We start from the raw sequence: 17,165 nt of genomic DNA, 5'->3' as shown, positions 1-17,165 counted from the left end.
TGTTTTTTACTTTATCTACAATAGCTTCTCAACACCAACACAAAATAAAATTCGTTAAAAGCAGCACTTATCCAATTTTACCCAAAAAAGGCCTAACACAGAACAGGCTCTCCTTACAAAAAATTATACACGTTAATAAAAAACTATACAGACCATTCGAAAGAATTTATCCCCATTATTTTTATTTTTAACTATTCAAACAATTAATTAAAACAAAGAAGCTATGAAACAGCTAAAACTCTCCACCTTTTTGATGGTCCTCTTTTTGGGATTCAGTTCTTGCAGTGCTGTATCCAACCTTAATCCTTTGGATTTGCTTACCGGCAACAACTGGGTACTCTCCTCTTTAATGGGCGGAGGTCTGGATATGTTTAGCGGCGCTTTGCCATCACTCAATTTCAACGAAAACGGCGGGCTTACCGGATCAACAGGCTGTAATTCCTTTAATGGAAATTTTCAACTCAGTGGCACAGACATCAAGCTTGACCCAGGGGCCATGACCAGAAAGGCTTGCCCTGGAAGTGGGGAAAACCAGTTTTTGAGTGCCCTTAAAAATGTATCTAAATTTAAAATCGCCCAGGATAAACTCACGCTTTTGGATGGAGCACAGGAATTGATGACCCTGATTCCACAAAACAAATAAAATCACAAGGCACTATTGCACTGCTGAGACCTGGTATTTCACGCCATTGAAAAGTACCTGGTCTCCAGCTTTCTTTCCCAATAATACGCGGGCAAGAGGCGCTTGTGGAGAAATCACAAAAATATCTTGCCCGTGTATAGTGACTTTTCCAAAACTGACTGCAATATACAAGGTCACCCTGTCTGTAATCAACAAGCTCCCTGGTTGAACTATTTCAAAAAATCCCTCAGGCTTGATTCCCCCAAGCTGCTTCAACTGCTTCAAATATTCACCTTGCATCTTTTCAGCCTTATCCAACTCCTGCCGAACCATCTCCCGTCCCGTTTCATACTTATCTCCCGCACTACTTTTGGTATCTTCGGCCGCTGACTGTTTTAGCTGAGCGATGCTATCTTTTATCAAGGCCAACTTATCCTTGATCTGTTCCGCCAAGGTTTCATGCACTAACTGCTTGGATATTTTATCTTCACTCATTTGATTCTCTTATCTACAGACCTTATTTCCCCCTTCAAAAGTAAGCATAAAAAATACTTCCCAAATCCTCCCTTTTTTTGTTTCTTTGGGCATGAGTATTAAAAACGGCTTTGTTTCAGCAATAGCAGTATTCCTGCTTTTTATCCTTTTCAAAGGCTCCATTAAAGGGGATCAGGCTCAGATCATATTTGTATCGGCTTTTATCCTTTTGGAAATCATCATCATTTCGGCAGTGGTCATCAAAAGATGGAAAAAACCTTAACAGCCCTTTTTCCTTCGGGTATCTATGATATAGACCACCTTCCAGCCTTCCTGCTTTTTGACCAGCTGAAATGAATTGACCCCACAGTGGCTTAAGTCTCCATTAATATAAAACGCATACGGTGCCCAAACTGAAGCCATGGCCCCATCCTGCCTGATCTCCATGGACAGTATTTTTTCTTCCAGTACCATTTCCGCAGGAACTGTTGCAAGCTCATTGACGAATTCCCTTGGACGCGATGTCTCCACGCTTGTACCATCCGGCCCTTGCTTGATTGTTTGTAAAACCGCTTCCTCTGCAAATGCCCCTTTTAGCAGGCCCTCATCCCTTTCATGCATCCCCTCAAACAAGGAAGCTATTACCGACCTGATTTGCGTTTCATCTGACACCTCTTTCTCTTGGGCCTTTAATCCAAAAGAAAACCCTGCCAACATAAGCAGGGTGAATATTAATCTATTAACAGCGCTATTCATCAGTTTTCTTTTCTAGCGATATCACCTCCAGTATTGCTTTTTACATCCACCAATTTCGGATCTCCGGTATACCAAACTTTTCCGGCAGTACCGGCCGTCCCTTTAATGGAATTTTCAATGGCAATGGTGGACACCGCAGCTGTATTCGTTCTTACAGAAGCGTTTTTTACCTTCAAGCTGTCTCCAGAAATGGTCGCTTTGGTGAAAGCCTCCAGATCGAGCTCATTGGCAGTACCTTCCACAAATATTTTCCCATTGGTCATTCCCACCAATTTCAAATTGTTCACATTGACCTTGCCCTCTATATAACTGCTGTTTTCAGCCAGTAAGGAGAGGCTCTTGCTTTTCAACATATCTTTTACAAATACCTTTGCACTACTATTGGCTGAAATTTCATCCAATTCCCCGGCATAGGTAATCACCACTTTCACGCTATTGCTACCAAAACTCCCCTTGCCCATCTCTACGTTTAATTGACGGCCCTCCACTTCGGTCACCACATTGGAAACATCCGTGCCAGAAGCCATGATCTGTACTTCATAGCGATCTCCTTTCACCAAATCCGCTTCGATGGAATTACTTACCTTCACACCATCAAAAATGGAAACTGTTCTGGTTTCTTCGTTAGTTTGGGCAAATAAGTTGATGCTGCTGATCATAAACACCAGCATAATAATAGTTGAAACTTGTTTTTTCATGGTAATGATAATTTAGACGCCACCGTATAGTTTAAAGGTCGTGTTTTTCAAGGATGGGTTGCTTACCGCAAAATGCATCGCCTCTGCAATTTCCGCTGGGCTCACCCATTTTGAATAATCTTGGTCTGGCATGGCTTCACGATTTGGAGGTGTATCAATGATACTAGGCACAAATACATGGGACTTCACCCCTGCGTCCTTACCTTCTTCGGAAACAAGCTCAGCCAAATTCAACACTAAACCTTTACTCAAAGTGTATGCCACAAGTGATTTACCATCCGCAGGCTGTAGCGCCGGCCTGGCCCCAACGAACAGGATACTGCCCTTTCCTGCCTTTTTAAACACCGGCAAAAATGCTTTGCTCATATTATAGGCACTGAAAAAATTCAATTGGAACATTTTCTCTATGTCCTCTTTGGACGTGTTTTCTATATCTCCCATGGCAAAACCTCCCACCAAAAGCACCATGGCATCCAGCTCCCCTCCGTATTGCACGGCATATTCCTTCGCAAATTCAGCCACAGCCTGTTCATCAGTCACATCTAACTCATAAACATCATCTGCCTCTTCCATTTCTTCCAACTTCCCTGGGTGCACGGTGGCTATCACCCTAAACCCCTCTCGTTTAAACTTTTCTACAACAGATTTCCCCAAATTTCCAGCAGCACCAGTAACGATGATATTTCTATTCATAATTTTGTTTATGGTTAAATTATTATTTTTTGCTAGTATTGATGCAAAAAGTATTCTCTTAAAATTAAGACTTTATTTCCGAAAAAGGCATGTCAACAGAAAAAACAGAAATTAAGGAAAGAGAAAAGCACAAAAGACTGCTCTTTATATTCAAGCTTATTGCCTTTATACTGATCAAGGTCTTTGAAAGCCCGATCACCAATTTTCTGGGATTATTCTTCACCAATTATATGGACCCACTGCGGGCAGTGACATTTTTACTGAGCAGCAATATCATCATTTCATTGGGCAGGATCATTACCGTACGCTTTTATCTTCGAAGAAAAGAAAAAGATCCCTTTAGGAGCAATTTTGTCCTGGGCATCAACCATATCGCCAGTATACTGAATGTGGCCGCTTTATTAATATCCCTTCTGTTTCTATTCGGAATTAGCCCCATCACCTTTTTCACCAGTATCACCATTGTCGCGGCTGCCATTGCCCTGCTCTCCAAGGACTATATCACCAATATGATCAATGGGCTGATCATCATGTTTTCTGACCAGCTCTCCCTGGGCGATATGATCAAAATCGGAGACCAACAGGGAAGGATCCGAGACGTCACCCTACTCAATATGGTACTCATCAATGAGGATGCGGATATCGTCATGATTCCCAACAGCACCATTCTCACCTCACAAGTGATCAATTATTCCAAACAACACCACAAAAAACTGAGCTTTGAATTCGAAATGAAAATCAACCATTCGCTGGAGGTCAACCAAATTGAAGCTCGCCTGAAGACCGCTATCACTGCTTATAACAAGGTCATCAATATGGACAGCTTTACCTTAAAGATCATGGAAATCATGAAGGAAGCCATTAAATTCAAATGCCAATTGATGATGACCAGCACCGACAAAACCAAAGAAAAAGAAATCAGAAGATTGATCAACCAAACCATCATAGAAATAGCCCGTGAAAACTGATAAAGAAAACTTCTTTGACCTGGTCTACCAAGTGGTCAGATTAATCCCAAAAGGACGGGCCACTTCCTATGGCGCCATCGCCAATTACCTTGGGGCAAAAGGCAGTGCCCGAACGGTAGGCTATGCCATGAATGCCTGCCACGGCATGGAGGATGTCCCTGCCCACCGTGTAGTCAACCGACAAGGCCTCCTTACCGGCAAGCATCACTTTTGCCCACCGGAGAAAATGCAGGAACTACTCGAGGCTGAAGGACTGACCATCAATGGGGATAAAATCCAAAATTTTAAAGACATTTTCTGGGATCCTAATATAGAATTGGCACTATAACTATTATTTACCAGTAATTCCACACTATCCGCAACAAACGCGTAGTTCCTCCACTAGCTAAGCTTACAAAATAGTTCACAAACATTACCATTATTGACTTTTTTACCATTTTATAAACCAATTTTTGGTCAAAAACGTTTAATATTAAAATTATGTACACTTTTTGTAGTACCTGTCTAGATCGAAAAGGATTAATTAAGTATGGAAAGAGGACTAAAACAACACATTGCTGAGAACCTTAGGAAATACAGGGTACTCAGAGGATTCACTCAGGAATACATTGCCGACTATTTGGGTAAAAAAGATTATACCGCTTATTCCAGATACGAGCAAGGACGTTCAAACTTGAAAATGGATGATGCCATAAAATTATCCGAGCTCTACGAAGTAGAAGTACAGGATCTTATCAACGGCTCACCGGGCATCAACCAGAAAAAAGAAGGTGATAGAAGCTATGAAAACGGCTTATCCCTTATGGTCAAATTGGACGGTAGCCAAGCGACCTTGGACAACCAACTAAGGAGATTGAAAAAAGTGAATTTATTAATCGAAAGAGGAGAAATTTAAAAATTTCTCCTCTTTTTTTTGCTCCATAAGAACAGCCCCAAAAACATCAGCCCACCGTTCAGGATGAGCACCTCAAAACCAAACTGATACCCCCAAAACCACTCCTTAGAGTTGGCACTTAATATATAAGCGATCAAGGGTGCCAGCACAGCTATAAAAGGGACTACTTTATCTTTCACCTCCCTTTTGGTAAATAAACCAAAACTATACAAGCCCAAAAGCGGGCCATAGGTATAACCCGCAATGGTAAATACCGCATTGATCACACTTTGGTCATTGATCCACCTAAAGGCAAGTATGACCAAAAACATCAAAGCCGTAAAGGCCAGATGGACTTTTTTCCTGATCCCCACCTGTTGCTTTTTGGGATACTTCCGCTCAATCTCCAAAAAATCATAACAAAAAGAAGTCGTCAAAGCCGTCAAAGTAGAATCAGCACTAGAATAAGCCGCAGCAATGATCCCAAGGACAAATACCGTTCCTGCAAACACACTAAAATGCTGGGTCGCCAGCATAGGATACAGGTCATCTGTTCTTTCCGGAAGGTTAATTCCATTCACCGCACAATATTGATAAAGCAGTACGCCCAGCACCAAAAAGAAAAAGTTCACAATCACCAAGATGATGGTAAACCAAAACATATTCTTCTGCGCTTCACCAATATTCCTACAGGTAAGGTTCTTCTGCATCATATCCTGATCCAATCCCGTCATCACAATAACTATAAATGCCCCTGAAGCAAATTGCTTGAAAAAGTTGCTTCCTGATTTCCAATCCCAATCAAAGATTTGGGAGCGGGAATCCTCCATGGCACTCCCCAGCAGTTCTCCCACACCAGATATGCCCAGGTCCCTAGAGATCAAATAAATACTGGTCCCTACTGCCAAAAGCATAAATAAAGTCTGCAAAGTATCCGTCCAAACTACGGTTTTGATTCCTCCCCTATGCGTATAGAGCCATATCAAGGAAACCGTGATCAGCACCGAACCCCAAAAAGGAATCCCCCAATCATCAAAAAGAATCAGCTGCAAGACGCCGGCTACCAAAAACACCCTGATAGAAGAACCTAGTGTCCTGGAAAGGATAAAATAAAATGCCCCCGTTTTATAGGACCAAAAGCCAAACCTATCCTCCAGATAAGAATAGATCGATACCAGGTTCAGGCGATAATATAGTGGCAGCAGCACCTTTGCCACAGTAAAATAGCCCAAAGTATAGCCCAAGACCACCTGAAAATAATAGAAATTACTGCTCCCCACCTCCCCGGGCACAGAAATAAAGGTCACACCAGAAAGGGAAGCCCCAATCATCCCAAATGCCACCAAAAACCATGGTGACTGCCTATCTCCGGTAAAAAATGTTTCTTCTGAAAGTTTTCTGGAGGTCATCCACGAAATGATGAACAACAACAGGAAGTAGGATGTTATGACCAGGAGTATTACATTTGAATCCATTGTATACGTAAATATTAAAGGCTGCTAATTTGTCTATTATTATTAACTTTGCAAAATGAGCATGCAACCATTAGAACATACTGTAGAAGAAGAAATTGAAATCTTACTGGAAGATTTGGTCGACACTGAAGAGCATGACTTGGTGGTTTTCAATGATGACATCAACACCTTTGAACATGTGACCAAGGTGTTGATCAAAGTCTGCAAGCACAGTCAGGAACAGGCCGAGCAGTGCACTATGATCATTCATTATAAGGGCAAATGCGCTGTAAAAAAAGGCAGCAGGAATCAATTGAAGCCAATGTGCCAATCCATTTTGGATGCAGGCATTCAGGCGGCCATCGTCTAACCATTCTCACCGGTGAACTTCCCTTCAAAACTTATAGAAGATGCGGTCAATGAAATCAGCCGTCTTCCAGGTATCGGTAAAAAAACTGCCCTTAGGCTGACTTTACACTTACTAAAACAGCCAGAAGTAATTTCGGACAGCTTGACAGAAGCCATCTCCAAACTTCGAAAGAACACCAAATACTGTAAGCTTTGTCATAATATTTCCGATCAGGAGATTTGCAGCATATGCCAGGGAGCGAGAAGGGACAAAGGGCTTATCTGCGTGGTAGAAGACATTCCCGATGTTTTGGCGATTGAAAACACATCCCAATATAACGGCCTTTACCATGTTTTGGGCGGCGTACTTTCCCCTATCCAAGGAATTGGTCCAGAAGAACTTAAAATTGAATCTTTATTATACCGTATTGACCATCCCCATGGTGAAGAACCGGTAACAGAGGTAATATTGGCACTTCCATCCACCATGGAAGGTGATACCACTGCTTTTTACATCACCAGAAAACTCAAAGAAAAAGGCGTCAAAGTAAGCACGATTGCCAGGGGCATCCCCATTGGCGGTGAGCTGGAATATACTGATGAGGTCACTTTGGGCAGAAGCATCCTTACCCGAGTCAACTACTCTGCAGATTAAGCACTTCCCTACACTTCAAGAAGCAGGTAACGGAGCGAGCAATCTCCTAAACACCTGACATCCCCTTATGTACCCCTTATGGATCAGCCTAGGACAAGTAAAGTATCCTTTTACATCTTTCTGGATCAAGCGGGGCTCTTATCCAAATTATCTTCGGATTACCCTCGGTATTTTCCGAGTATAATCCGAAGGTGATCCGAAGGAGGTCCCTGAGTGATCCGAATATAATTTGGTTTTTATAAAAATCAAGGTAAAGACAACCTAGGGACAATGTGAGGAGAAACAAGTGACAAGCACTGAATTGCTACTGGGCAGGGCTTCTGTTGGGTATCAACAAAGTTGAATGATTAAGCGATAAAATTAGGGCAGCGTTTTTTCTCCCCTTTAACCCGCATTATGCATTAGCCTATCTATTACGACCTGAAACTACCTTAAAATCAGTCGCTTCGCTGCTGTTTTCGATTTCACCATAGCGATGCTATGACTCAATCTCCAAACAGCCTGATTTTCTTGTAGTTTCAGTTCTCATAACGATTCCTAATGCATAAAGCGGGTTTAAGCTTTTACACAGTATTATGGAATAAAAAATAAAAAGACACATTTTATTCCTTTTTGCTCTGGCTTTGTTTTTTAGGAGCATTACTAATCCGCTATATCCCCAGTGTATCCCGGGGGATGCCGCTGCTATCCTTGCTGCGGGATCACCTTCTCCCTTAAAACTAAAATTCTACTGTTAAGTCAAATCTCTTCTATCAAAATTGTTTCAAAAAGTAATCAAATCATACAAGGCTATAATGGTAGCATTGAAATATGTAAACAATTTTGCTTATATCTGTGATATGAATGCTTACATTGAAAAATACAAAGGCATACACCGGGTATTGTATTGGAAAGGGAACTGAAAAGACGGGCTATTAAAAAACGTCCTTTTGCCCTGTCCATCCATGAATATCCGCAGCCCCTCAACGCCATCACCAAAGGTAGGAGAAACCTGAATACCGCCCTGTCCCTGAAAATCGAGGACAAACTGGGATTGGAAGAAGGTACCCTAGCGGTGCTCCAAACGTATTTTGATATCCAAAAAGTGAAAAGCACATTACCTTCAAAAAACCCTAATCTATCCATGCTTCGGAAATCGCTTTTCTGGGATACGGATATTCATCTAGTAGATAATAATTTGTAACGATCCTAGAATAGAAACCAATAGGATAATAATTCATTGCGCGGGAAGCTTGATATTCCCTAATTCAAATGGCATATTTCAAAAGTTTATTTCGATCAATATTTAATACAAGACTAAAAGCCTCATCACTTAATAATCTCCCAATTTTCCCAATAATAACCAATCTCATTATCCAAGGTCCCAATGAAGAGCCTCTCATTCCTGATTTTGAGTGTGACCCTAAAGCGATCATGTAACTTGATATCTTTGATGGCATTGGTATGGACCAACTCATCTACTTTATTTGCTGGTAGGATGACCACAGATTTATGTCTGTGTGGATGGATCATTACGAAAACATAAAATACATTCCCTGCATAACCCCGCTCAAGCGCTACCTTACGCATATCAAAAATATATGAGTTCTGGGAATTTAGATTCGATGTCTTTACCTGAAGGCTAAACAGTTTATTGTCCTTGGTTGCGATGATATCCATCCCCACGTCCACACTCATGATACTGGCATTATATCCGCGGAATAACAGCTCAGCGGTTACATAGTGCTCTCCGGCCTTGCCGATAAATCCTCCCTGTACCTTCTCCTTCTTTTTAGGAGCCAATGATTTTACCTCTTCCTTTTTTACAGGAACTGATGGGTTAGGATTTAAACCATAAGTACCAGGTCCTGTTTTGATAAATGCGGATGTCCCACCTTTGGAATTGATATCGGTGATCAACTGGGCATTCATGGAAGATTCTGGCGTTTTGCCTTCAGTGATCAATATCCCTTGTTTCAATGCCCTTTTGGTGATTTCCTTATAATGAAGGGAAGATCTATGCTCTGTCAAAATCTGTAGTGCTGCTTCTTTAAATTTATTCATGATAATTGATTGGCTAAAATTAAATGATGATAATTAAGCCCGACTTACCCCATTGATAAAGGTCTCTACGTAGCCCAACACCTTATCGGTAACCCGTTCAGCAACGGTACGTCGCTCCCTTAATCCAGGCCGTTTTTTCATCATTCCTATTACATCATCCCGCATAGGCCGCTTTTCTGTAAACATATAATTACCAATAACACCCTGCAACTTTTCCATATCCAAGTTTTCCTCCTTGCTCAAGTCCTCAATGGCCTGCATCTTCTCCTTGGTCCAGAAAGCATCAAATTCATCCGATACATCATCGGAATCCTGCACCTTGGGAAGGTTTTCATTGATAAACTTCTCTATCAGCTTGAGCTTACTTCTTAGCCGCGTATCTCCGGAAACCATATCCACAATGGCTTTCTGCTGCTTTTCCCTTTCTTCTGGTTTGGCATCTTTTAGCTGACTTAGCAGCTTAACGATATAGGCTACATTCACCTCGTCCCGATGGATCAGCTCCAGCTCAAAATCAATATCATCCAATATGGAGACTTTCTCCTTTTGGTTTTGGCTTCGTGACTTATCATACAAGTCCAAGTACTTGCTTTTATAATCTTCAAAACCTTGCTCGGTCATGGAAAGATCATCATGGTCAAACTCCGTAAAGGTCTTCAACACATTCCTTACCCTCATCAATTCCCTAAAAGCCTTGATAAAAGCCAGCTCATCCTCCTCGGTTTTCAAATCATTCACACTATTGACCGTAGGAGCGATTTGGAGCAGTTGGATAAATAGCTCATTGAACTTCTTTACATATTCCTCGTAGGGCTCCATAATGATTTCATCCTTGGCCTCAATATTGGAAAAAAGCTTTATGGCATTATCCGTGTTTTTCTTCAGGTTTCGGAAGCACACGATATTCCCTTGGGACTTGCGCTCGTCAAGTATTCGATTCGTTCTGGAATAGGCTTGTATTAACCCATGGTATTGTAGGTTCTTATCAACATAGAGGGTATTGAGGTGCTTGCTATCAAAACCTGTCAGGAACATATTCACTACCAAGAGAATGTCAATTTCCTGGTTTTTTACCCTCTTGGCTATATTCTGGTAATAATTATAAAAGGTCTGGCTGTCCTTGGTACTATAGTTAGACCCAAAGGTCTGGTTATAGTCACTGATAAAGTCATCCAAAAACTCCCGAGGGTGCTTGATGGTGGCTTGCCCATAAGGTCCGGCATCTTCTGCCGCAATACTCACTCTTGAAGAGATATTGTAATGATCGGTATTATCCTGTTCATCTTTGCCCAATAATTCATCATTGGCACCATAGGAGAAGATCGTGGCGATTTTATAATCATGCTGCCCTTCAGCAGCTTTTTTCTTGAACAATACAAAGTAGCGGATCAATACTTCCACACTGGGCACACAGAAGATGGCCGTAAAACGTTGGTTATGGGTTTTTCGCTTATGATGGGTAATGATATAATCAACAATATTATTTAATCGCGGAGAGGCTTCCATCACTTCCGCTTCATCAATAGCCTCTACATTGATATCCTGAACCTGATCCTTACGCTTAAAGGTCTGGATATATTCTATGGAAAACTTCAATACATTTTCATCCCGTATGGCATCTGTGATCACATACTTATGGAGGCAATCCTGAAAGAGCATGGTGGTCGTCCGCTTACCGTATTCGTTGGTGCCAGCATTTTCTTCAAAGATCGGAGTACCTGTAAAGCCAAACATCTGCCCGTTCACAAAGAAGTTTTTGATACTTTCATGGGTTTTGCCAAACTGACTGCGATGACATTCATCAAAAATAAAAACGATGCGCTTATCCTTTAGGGCTTCCAGTTTTTGAAAAAAACGCTTTTTGGTGACCGCTGTATTGAGTTTTTGAATGGTAGTGACGATCAATTTATTATCGCCTGCCAATTGCTTTACCAAGGTTCCGGTATCATTGGTACCGTCTATACTTCCTTTGCTAAAGCTGTTAAACTCCTTGGTGGTCTGGTAGTCCAAGTCCTTCCTGTCCACCACAAAGACCACCTTATGCACCTGTGGAAGGTTGGTCAAAATCTGACTTGTCTTAAAAGAGGTCAAGGTTTTACCTGATCCCGTGGTATGCCATATATAACCGTATTTGGTTGTGGTCTTTACCCGATCAATGATAGCTTCTGTGGCATAAAACTGATAGGGTCTTAAGATCATCAGTGATTTATTGGATTCATTCAGCACCACGTACTTGGTGATCATCTTGGAGAGGTGACAAGGCTCCATAAATACATCCGCAAAGGCAGAAAGCTGCGTGATCAGTCTATTGTGTGTGTCTGCCCAGTAAAAGGTCTGTTTGAACTGTCTGTCTTTGATGGGAGTATTCGCATAGTACTTGGTATTGACGCCATTGCTAATAATAAAAAACTGGATAAACTGAAACAGGCCTTGGCCAGTCCCATAGGAGTGAATCCCATACCTTTCTATCTGTTTAAAGGCCTCTTTCAATTCCAGCCCCCTACGCTTTAGTTCCACTTGTACCAGGGGAAGCCCATTGATCAGGATGGTCACATCATAGCGGTTCTTGTATTTTCCTTCTATGCTGATCTGCTGGGCCACTTGAAATTCATTTTGGCACCAGTGTACCTGATTGATCAGCTCAATGGTCTTGGTTTCATTTTGGGCATTTACATAGGGAACCCGATCACGCAGGATCTTGGCCCTGTCATAGATACTGCCTTTATTGATATAGTTTAGGATTTGGGTAAACTCCTGCTCACTTAGCTGGGTCTTATTGTGCTTTTCAAGCTGGGCTTTTAAATTGCTCAATAAAGCTGCTTCATCTGGAATCATCACTTTCTGATAGCCCAGTTGCTGCAACTGCTTGATAAGGTTATTTTCCAGTACCTGTTCAGGCTGTGTGGTCATATGCTATTTCTACTTAAAAAATCTACTTTTGACACCTAAGATAATGGTTTCATTACCGAAAGGCCTATAAAATGCTAAGAATTTAATATCTAAACGTATTTATTAAGACCATAAAGGTTCGCTTTTCCAATTTCCCTTAAAACCTAATGCATTGGGATCCACTGTAGGGAAATCCTCCAGAAGTTTGGCCAACCTCAAGGTAAAAGAATTGTTGGGCTGGATGGTATTCAAAAGGTACTTCATGATGCACAGGTGGATATATATTTTCTGGAATTCATGTTGCTTAGGTAGATCTTCAATCCATGGGTGTGGTGGTGAAGATAATAGCTTTGGTCTTCCCGGTAAATTTTTATTCCATAAGCGACTATGATGGGCACAATAATTCCTGATTTGGGTAATGGACTGAAGCCAACTGGGGAGAAATGTATGGTTTACCGCGCCATATTCTCCGGCAATGATATCCTTGGATTTTACAGAAGGTTTTAAATTTCCATAGAGTTTGGACAAGCCTCCTAAACTTGTAAGCTCTAAACTTTTCCAGGAAGGGGGGAACCTGAGGTCATCTTTATATTTCTTCTTGTGTTCTTTCATAAAGATATCCTTGCATCTTTCTACTTCCTCCTCCAAGTTACCAAGTGTTTTTACTAAGGAAGGAATATTAATGAATAGGTTGCTGTCCTGGAACCACCAAGGGTCAAATTCATGGGATAAATGGTAGATCATTTTGGTACGCAAGCTGATTTCAATTTTTTCAATCACATCAAAAAGCAGCATCCTAAGTTTATGATCAAAATTATATAAGGAAATGGCATCTTCAAATCGGCTGTTTTCCTTGAACTCGTGGGTTTCTTTATCAGCAAACATGGGGTACCAATATCCTACCAAGCGGTAATAACTGACATGGCTAAGGTACTTTTTTGCTAATGGAACGTTCTTGATGACCATTCCCCTTTCCAACAAAAGTTCTATTTGTTCATCAATGGTAGTAGGTTTCTTTTCGTACAGCATAGTGCAAGAAAAGTATAAAAAATGGTAATAAAAACCCCTAAAACGCAAAAGACTCGCCCTGGGACGCTGTTCTGATGGGTAGCGTGGCGAGTACTGTTGATACAAAAGTACACACTTTTGTCACATTTTGTAAATATTTGTAAATATTTTTGTCAATACCTGTAAATATTATTCTCGCTATTTCTACAACAATTGTACATATTATTAATATTTACATTAAGATTGATAAAAGAGTTCTAGCTGTTGAGAATGAGGCGCAAATAAATTAAATGATTACTACTTCAAGGCCATGGCCATTTTATCAATGGCTTTTTTCTTTTGCTCCATATTCGGATGAACATACAAATTAAGGGTAGTACTAATATTCGAATGGCCCAGCAAAACGCTCACCGTTTTATAATCACAATTACTTTCTATGCAGCGCGTGGCGAAGCTGTGACGCAAACCATGAAACTTTAGCCCGGCCATATTTAACTCTTCCATAAATTTCTGATAGTAACTTCTATAAGTCCTCGGCTCAGTAGGCTTTTGCTCATTGGTAAGGACGAAAAAAGCGGGGTTCATGATTTTCTTGATGGGTTTCAGCAAGCGCAATAAATCCCGACTGATAGGGATCTCACGGATGGAGTTCTTCGTTTTAGGCGTATCCAATATCAGTTCTGTTTTCCTTATTCCATTTTCTATTGTATAAATCCGCTGGATGGATTTGCTTACACGAATGATTCCCATATCAGTATCAACATCTTCCCAGGTGAGGGCACAGACCTCACCGATACGTAGGCCAGTACTCAAACAAATATAGATGCCCAGATTCCTGAAAGTAAAATGCTGCTCTATATGCTGCATGATCTTTTTCTGCTGGAATTTGCTCAGGACTTCTATATGATGTTTTTCTCGTTCTGTTGGAAACCGGATATCCAATGGGCTATCTCTAAGCCACTGGTTTTTCACCCCAAATTTGAGTATCATTTTCAAAACAATCAGCACATCTTTTACGGTTTTCTGACTGAGTCCTTGGGCCAATTTTCGGAAAACAAAATCCTGGACCATACTTTCACTGAGTTGACATTCATTACCAAATTCCGGAAGGATATGGTTTTCGATCAGCAGGACATAAGCCGAAAAGCTGGACTTTTTTACATACTGCCTTTTGTCGGTTTTCCATAATGTGATCACTTCCGAAATGGTCATTTGTTTTGACATGTTTTTGCATTTTAAGATAAATAAGGGCAAAAAAAGTTAAACTTGATGGAACCTTAAGGAAATTAAATGGCATAGTTCCCCCCTTTGAGATTTCCGGGCTTTAGTGGGGAGTGGATAGAAAAAAGACTTCAAGAATTATTTAAAGAATTTAAAAGCGGAAATGGGATTACATCATCTGATATAAAAGAAACTGGAGAATTTTCTGTTTTTGGCGGAAATGGCTTTCGAGGATATACTAATACCTATACTCATGATGGATTTTATTTATTAATAGGTAGGCAAGGAGCTCTATGTGGAAATATCAATCGATCATATGGTAGATCCTACATTTCAGAACACGCAATTGCCGGTATGGCAAATAATGAATCAGATACTGAATGGCTTGCTCAAAGATTGGACTATTATAATTTAAATAAACTCTCAGAATCTTCAGCTCAACCTGGGTTATCTGTAGCTAAATTACTTAGGTTTAAACTAATTGTTCCTAAAAAAAAAGAACAACAGAAAATCGCCACCTTCCTCACGACTATAGATCAACGTATCGAAACCCAAAACAAAATCATTGAGGAGTTAAAGACTTTTAAATTAGGACTAAGCAATCAAATATTTTTGGGAAAAGTAAAACTGACAGATTTTGATGAACCATGGAAACGAATTCAATTAAAAGAGGTGCTTGTCATTCCTGAAAAAATCAAACCTTCAAGCATTGACAAAAACAAGCTGCTAACAGTCAAACTCCACCTGAAGGGAATATCACGAAATGACAACTCTGACACACTATCAATTGGTTCGACCAACTATTATGTGCGAAAAAAAGGACAACTTATTTACGGGAAACAAAATCTATTCAATGGTGCATTAGCTATGGTACCCGAAGAATATGATGGTTTTCTCAGCTCTGGTGACGTCCCAGCATTGGACATTATTGATTCGAAAATAGATCCAGAGTTTCTATTTCAATATATCAGTAGGCCCTCCTATTATAAGCGCCTTGAATCAATAGCAAGTGGTTCAGGAAGTAAACGTATCCATGAGAATAATTTGCTTAGCCAAAGCATTATGGTTCCATCCATCAAAAGGCAGCAAAAAATTGCCACTACTTTATCCGCTATAGACCAAAAAATAGACCTTGAATCCAGGCTCCTAGAGCTACTGAAGCAACAAAAGCTGTACTTCTTGCAGAACATATTTATATAAACAGGTTTTGCAAAAAGTATTTTTTCTGACTTTGGTACTGGGTTAAAATTTCATTTTCAGCCTCTATCTTTTTACCAATAGCTGAAAGAAAATTAGCTATTTTTATTTGTTCTGAATGAGTAGGTAATAATATTTTCAATTTCATGAGCTCAACCTTTGACAAGTTAAACCTAGTACTTCCTTGAGCCAATTTTATGATTTTATCTCGAAATGTATTACTCCGAAACAGATACCTCGCAAAGTAAGGGTTAAGCATTTCAAGAGAAAATGGTCTATACCCAAAACAAAAACTATTTAAATAAACATTTTGTACATCATTCAATAAAACAGAACTCATTCCTATTTCATTTGGAGTTTCTGAGGAAACGGTAAAAAAAACATCTCCGAACTTTACCTTGTTTTGATTCTCACTTTCCGAAACATCAACTAATCCACATTTAATAATGTTAATCATTGATGAATCAAAAATCTGTTTGTATTGGATGAAATTTTCACCTCTGCCAAAATTTTTTTTTGTCTTTCCAGTAAGGCCATTATAGGTTTCCCCTATTTCCCCCAATTTTTTCTCCTCCCATTCTGGAAAATCATTCTCTTCATCATCCTTAAACCTTAGCTGCTGAGAAAAGATTTTTTGCCGAAGACCTGACATTAAGGTTTCTAATTGTTCAATGATTTTGATTTGGGTTTCGATTCTTTGGTCCAATGATGTAATAAAATCAGCTATCTTTTGTTGCTCGTCTAGAAATGGACAGATCACTTTTAAACCTAAAAAATTTGGTTTAGAAATATTTTTCATCGATCCACTTGTACCAGAACCAATACTTGAAATTATAGATCGTTGTTTAGGGGTTATTAATAAATAGGATAACCACTTAACATTAATATCTGAATTTGTTTTTGTTAACCATAATCTGTCAGGAATAAATAGATATGGATAGTCACGATTGACGTAAGCAATTTCTCCAACCAAATCAGGAGTATTCATTCTGCTGATAATAATTGAGTTTTTTTTTGGATTTAATTTTGCTCTACTAATCTCACTTTCAATTACCTCCTTGTTTTCTGATGGTTTGAAAATCCCTCCATAAACTGAACTCGTTTTTAGAATACCAAATTGATTTTCACCTGCAGGCCTGTCATAAGAATTTACACTCACACCCGAATCTAAAGAAATGATTAGGTCAGATAGTTTTTTCTCTGCCTATTTTCCACTAAACCCCGGAAATCTCAAAGGGGGGAAATTGCCTACTTCTTTGTTGTGC

Annotated in this window: 19 protein-coding genes; 9 read left to right on the top strand and 10 right to left on the bottom strand. The window is 40.1% G+C overall.

What is annotated here, in order from left to right; genetic code table 11:
- The first annotated feature begins 223 nt into the window (after positions 1-223).
- Entirely contained in the window at positions 224-643 is a 420-nt protein-coding gene (locus KZP23_RS10020; protein WP_226336104.1) for an META domain-containing protein, read from the top strand.
- Between the two features lie 12 nt (positions 644-655).
- Here the strand turns inward: KZP23_RS10020 and KZP23_RS10015 are convergent, their stop codons facing one another.
- Complete coding sequence (locus tag KZP23_RS10015) at positions 656-1,117, bottom strand: GreA/GreB family elongation factor (protein ID WP_226336103.1); 462 nt, start codon at positions 1,115-1,117, stop codon at positions 656-658.
- A gap of 91 nt (positions 1,118-1,208) precedes the next feature.
- On the opposite strand from KZP23_RS10015, the gene KZP23_RS10010 reads away from it, so the two are divergent.
- Positions 1,209-1,379, top strand: coding sequence for a YesK family protein (locus KZP23_RS10010; protein WP_226336102.1), 171 nt, complete (start codon positions 1,209-1,211; stop codon positions 1,377-1,379).
- On the opposite strand, the gene KZP23_RS10005 is transcribed toward KZP23_RS10010, so the two are convergent.
- The 3 genes from KZP23_RS10005 to KZP23_RS09995 are packed head-to-tail and all read right to left on the bottom strand — an operon-like array spanning position 1,376 to position 3,243.
- Positions 1,376-1,852, bottom strand: a complete 477-nt coding sequence (locus KZP23_RS10005) for a nuclear transport factor 2 family protein (RefSeq protein WP_226336101.1) — start codon at positions 1,850-1,852, stop codon at positions 1,376-1,378. The genes KZP23_RS10010 and KZP23_RS10005 overlap by 4 nt on opposite strands.
- A complete protein-coding gene (locus tag KZP23_RS10000) occupies positions 1,852-2,550 on the bottom strand; it encodes a GIN domain-containing protein (RefSeq protein WP_226336100.1) in 699 nt (232 codons plus the stop codon). The genes KZP23_RS10005 and KZP23_RS10000 overlap by 1 nt, the downstream gene beginning before the upstream one ends.
- A gap of 12 nt (positions 2,551-2,562) precedes the next feature.
- Positions 2,563-3,243 carry an SDR family NAD(P)-dependent oxidoreductase gene (locus tag KZP23_RS09995; protein WP_226336099.1) on the bottom strand — a complete coding sequence of 227 codons (681 nt, stop codon included), beginning with the start codon at positions 3,241-3,243 and terminating at the stop codon, positions 2,563-2,565.
- Between the two features lie 89 nt (positions 3,244-3,332).
- Between KZP23_RS09995 and KZP23_RS09990 the strand changes: the two genes are divergently transcribed.
- The 3 genes from KZP23_RS09990 (at position 3,333) to KZP23_RS09980 (ending at position 5,106) form a co-directional block, all read left to right on the top strand.
- The gene (locus tag KZP23_RS09990; RefSeq protein ID WP_226336098.1) at positions 3,333-4,211 is read left to right on the top strand and encodes a mechanosensitive ion channel family protein; all 879 of its coding nucleotides are present in this window, start codon (positions 3,333-3,335) and stop codon (positions 4,209-4,211) included.
- Positions 4,201-4,539: an MGMT family protein gene (locus KZP23_RS09985; protein WP_226336097.1), complete on the top strand. Its 339-nt coding sequence runs from the start codon at positions 4,201-4,203 to the stop codon at positions 4,537-4,539. The genes KZP23_RS09990 and KZP23_RS09985 overlap by 11 nt, the downstream gene beginning before the upstream one ends.
- A gap of 201 nt (positions 4,540-4,740) precedes the next feature.
- Positions 4,741-5,106, top strand: coding sequence for a helix-turn-helix domain-containing protein (locus KZP23_RS09980; protein WP_226336096.1), 366 nt, complete (start codon positions 4,741-4,743; stop codon positions 5,104-5,106).
- Here the strand turns inward: KZP23_RS09980 and KZP23_RS09975 are convergent.
- A complete protein-coding gene (locus KZP23_RS09975) occupies positions 5,103-6,560 on the bottom strand; it encodes a sodium:solute symporter (protein ID WP_226336095.1) in 1,458 nt (485 codons plus the stop codon). The genes KZP23_RS09980 and KZP23_RS09975 overlap by 4 nt on opposite strands.
- A 55-nt stretch (positions 6,561-6,615) precedes the next feature.
- On the opposite strand from KZP23_RS09975, the gene KZP23_RS09970 reads away from it, so the two are divergent.
- From KZP23_RS09970 to KZP23_RS09960, 3 genes are all read left to right on the top strand, one after another.
- A complete protein-coding gene (locus KZP23_RS09970) occupies positions 6,616-6,909 on the top strand; it encodes an ATP-dependent Clp protease adaptor ClpS (RefSeq protein WP_215223273.1) in 294 nt (97 codons plus the stop codon).
- Positions 6,910-6,921: 12 nt separating this feature from the next.
- The gene (gene recR, locus KZP23_RS09965; RefSeq protein ID WP_226336094.1) at positions 6,922-7,542 is read left to right on the top strand and encodes a recombination mediator RecR; all 621 of its coding nucleotides are present in this window, start codon (positions 6,922-6,924) and stop codon (positions 7,540-7,542) included.
- Positions 7,543-8,428: 886 nt separating this feature from the next.
- Positions 8,429-8,725 carry a hypothetical protein gene (locus KZP23_RS09960; RefSeq protein WP_226336093.1) on the top strand — a complete coding sequence of 99 codons (297 nt, stop codon included), beginning with the start codon at positions 8,429-8,431 and terminating at the stop codon, positions 8,723-8,725.
- Positions 8,726-8,850: 125 nt separating this feature from the next.
- On the opposite strand, the gene KZP23_RS09955 is transcribed toward KZP23_RS09960, so the two are convergent.
- The 4 genes from KZP23_RS09955 to KZP23_RS09940 form a co-directional block, all read right to left on the bottom strand.
- Complete coding sequence (locus KZP23_RS09955; RefSeq protein ID WP_226336092.1) at positions 8,851-9,585, bottom strand: winged helix-turn-helix domain-containing protein; 735 nt, start codon at positions 9,583-9,585, stop codon at positions 8,851-8,853.
- 33 nt (positions 9,586-9,618) lie between these two features.
- Positions 9,619-12,495: a type I restriction endonuclease subunit R gene (locus tag KZP23_RS09950; protein ID WP_226336091.1), complete on the bottom strand. Its 2,877-nt coding sequence runs from the start codon at positions 12,493-12,495 to the stop codon at positions 9,619-9,621.
- A gap of 102 nt (positions 12,496-12,597) precedes the next feature.
- Entirely contained in the window at positions 12,598-13,503 is a 906-nt protein-coding gene (locus KZP23_RS09945; RefSeq protein ID WP_226336090.1) for an Abi family protein, read from the bottom strand.
- 276 nt (positions 13,504-13,779) lie between these two features.
- A complete protein-coding gene (locus tag KZP23_RS09940) occupies positions 13,780-14,706 on the bottom strand; it encodes a tyrosine-type recombinase/integrase (RefSeq protein ID WP_226336089.1) in 927 nt (308 codons plus the stop codon).
- Between the two features lie 84 nt (positions 14,707-14,790).
- Between KZP23_RS09940 and KZP23_RS09935 the strand changes: the two genes are divergently transcribed.
- Positions 14,791-15,903: a restriction endonuclease subunit S gene (locus KZP23_RS09935; protein ID WP_226336088.1), complete on the top strand. Its 1,113-nt coding sequence runs from the start codon at positions 14,791-14,793 to the stop codon at positions 15,901-15,903.
- Here the strand turns inward: KZP23_RS09935 and KZP23_RS09930 are convergent.
- Positions 15,896-17,059: a restriction endonuclease subunit S gene (locus KZP23_RS09930; RefSeq protein WP_226336087.1), complete on the bottom strand. Its 1,164-nt coding sequence runs from the start codon at positions 17,057-17,059 to the stop codon at positions 15,896-15,898. The two genes, KZP23_RS09935 and KZP23_RS09930, sit on opposite strands and share 8 nt — an antisense overlap.
- Positions 17,060-17,165: the final 106 nt, after the last annotated feature.

Source organism: Echinicola marina (assembly GCF_020463795.1).
GTDB lineage: Bacteria > Bacteroidota > Bacteroidia > Cytophagales > Cyclobacteriaceae > Echinicola > Echinicola marina.
This window is presented reverse-complemented; position numbering and strand designations above follow the sequence as displayed.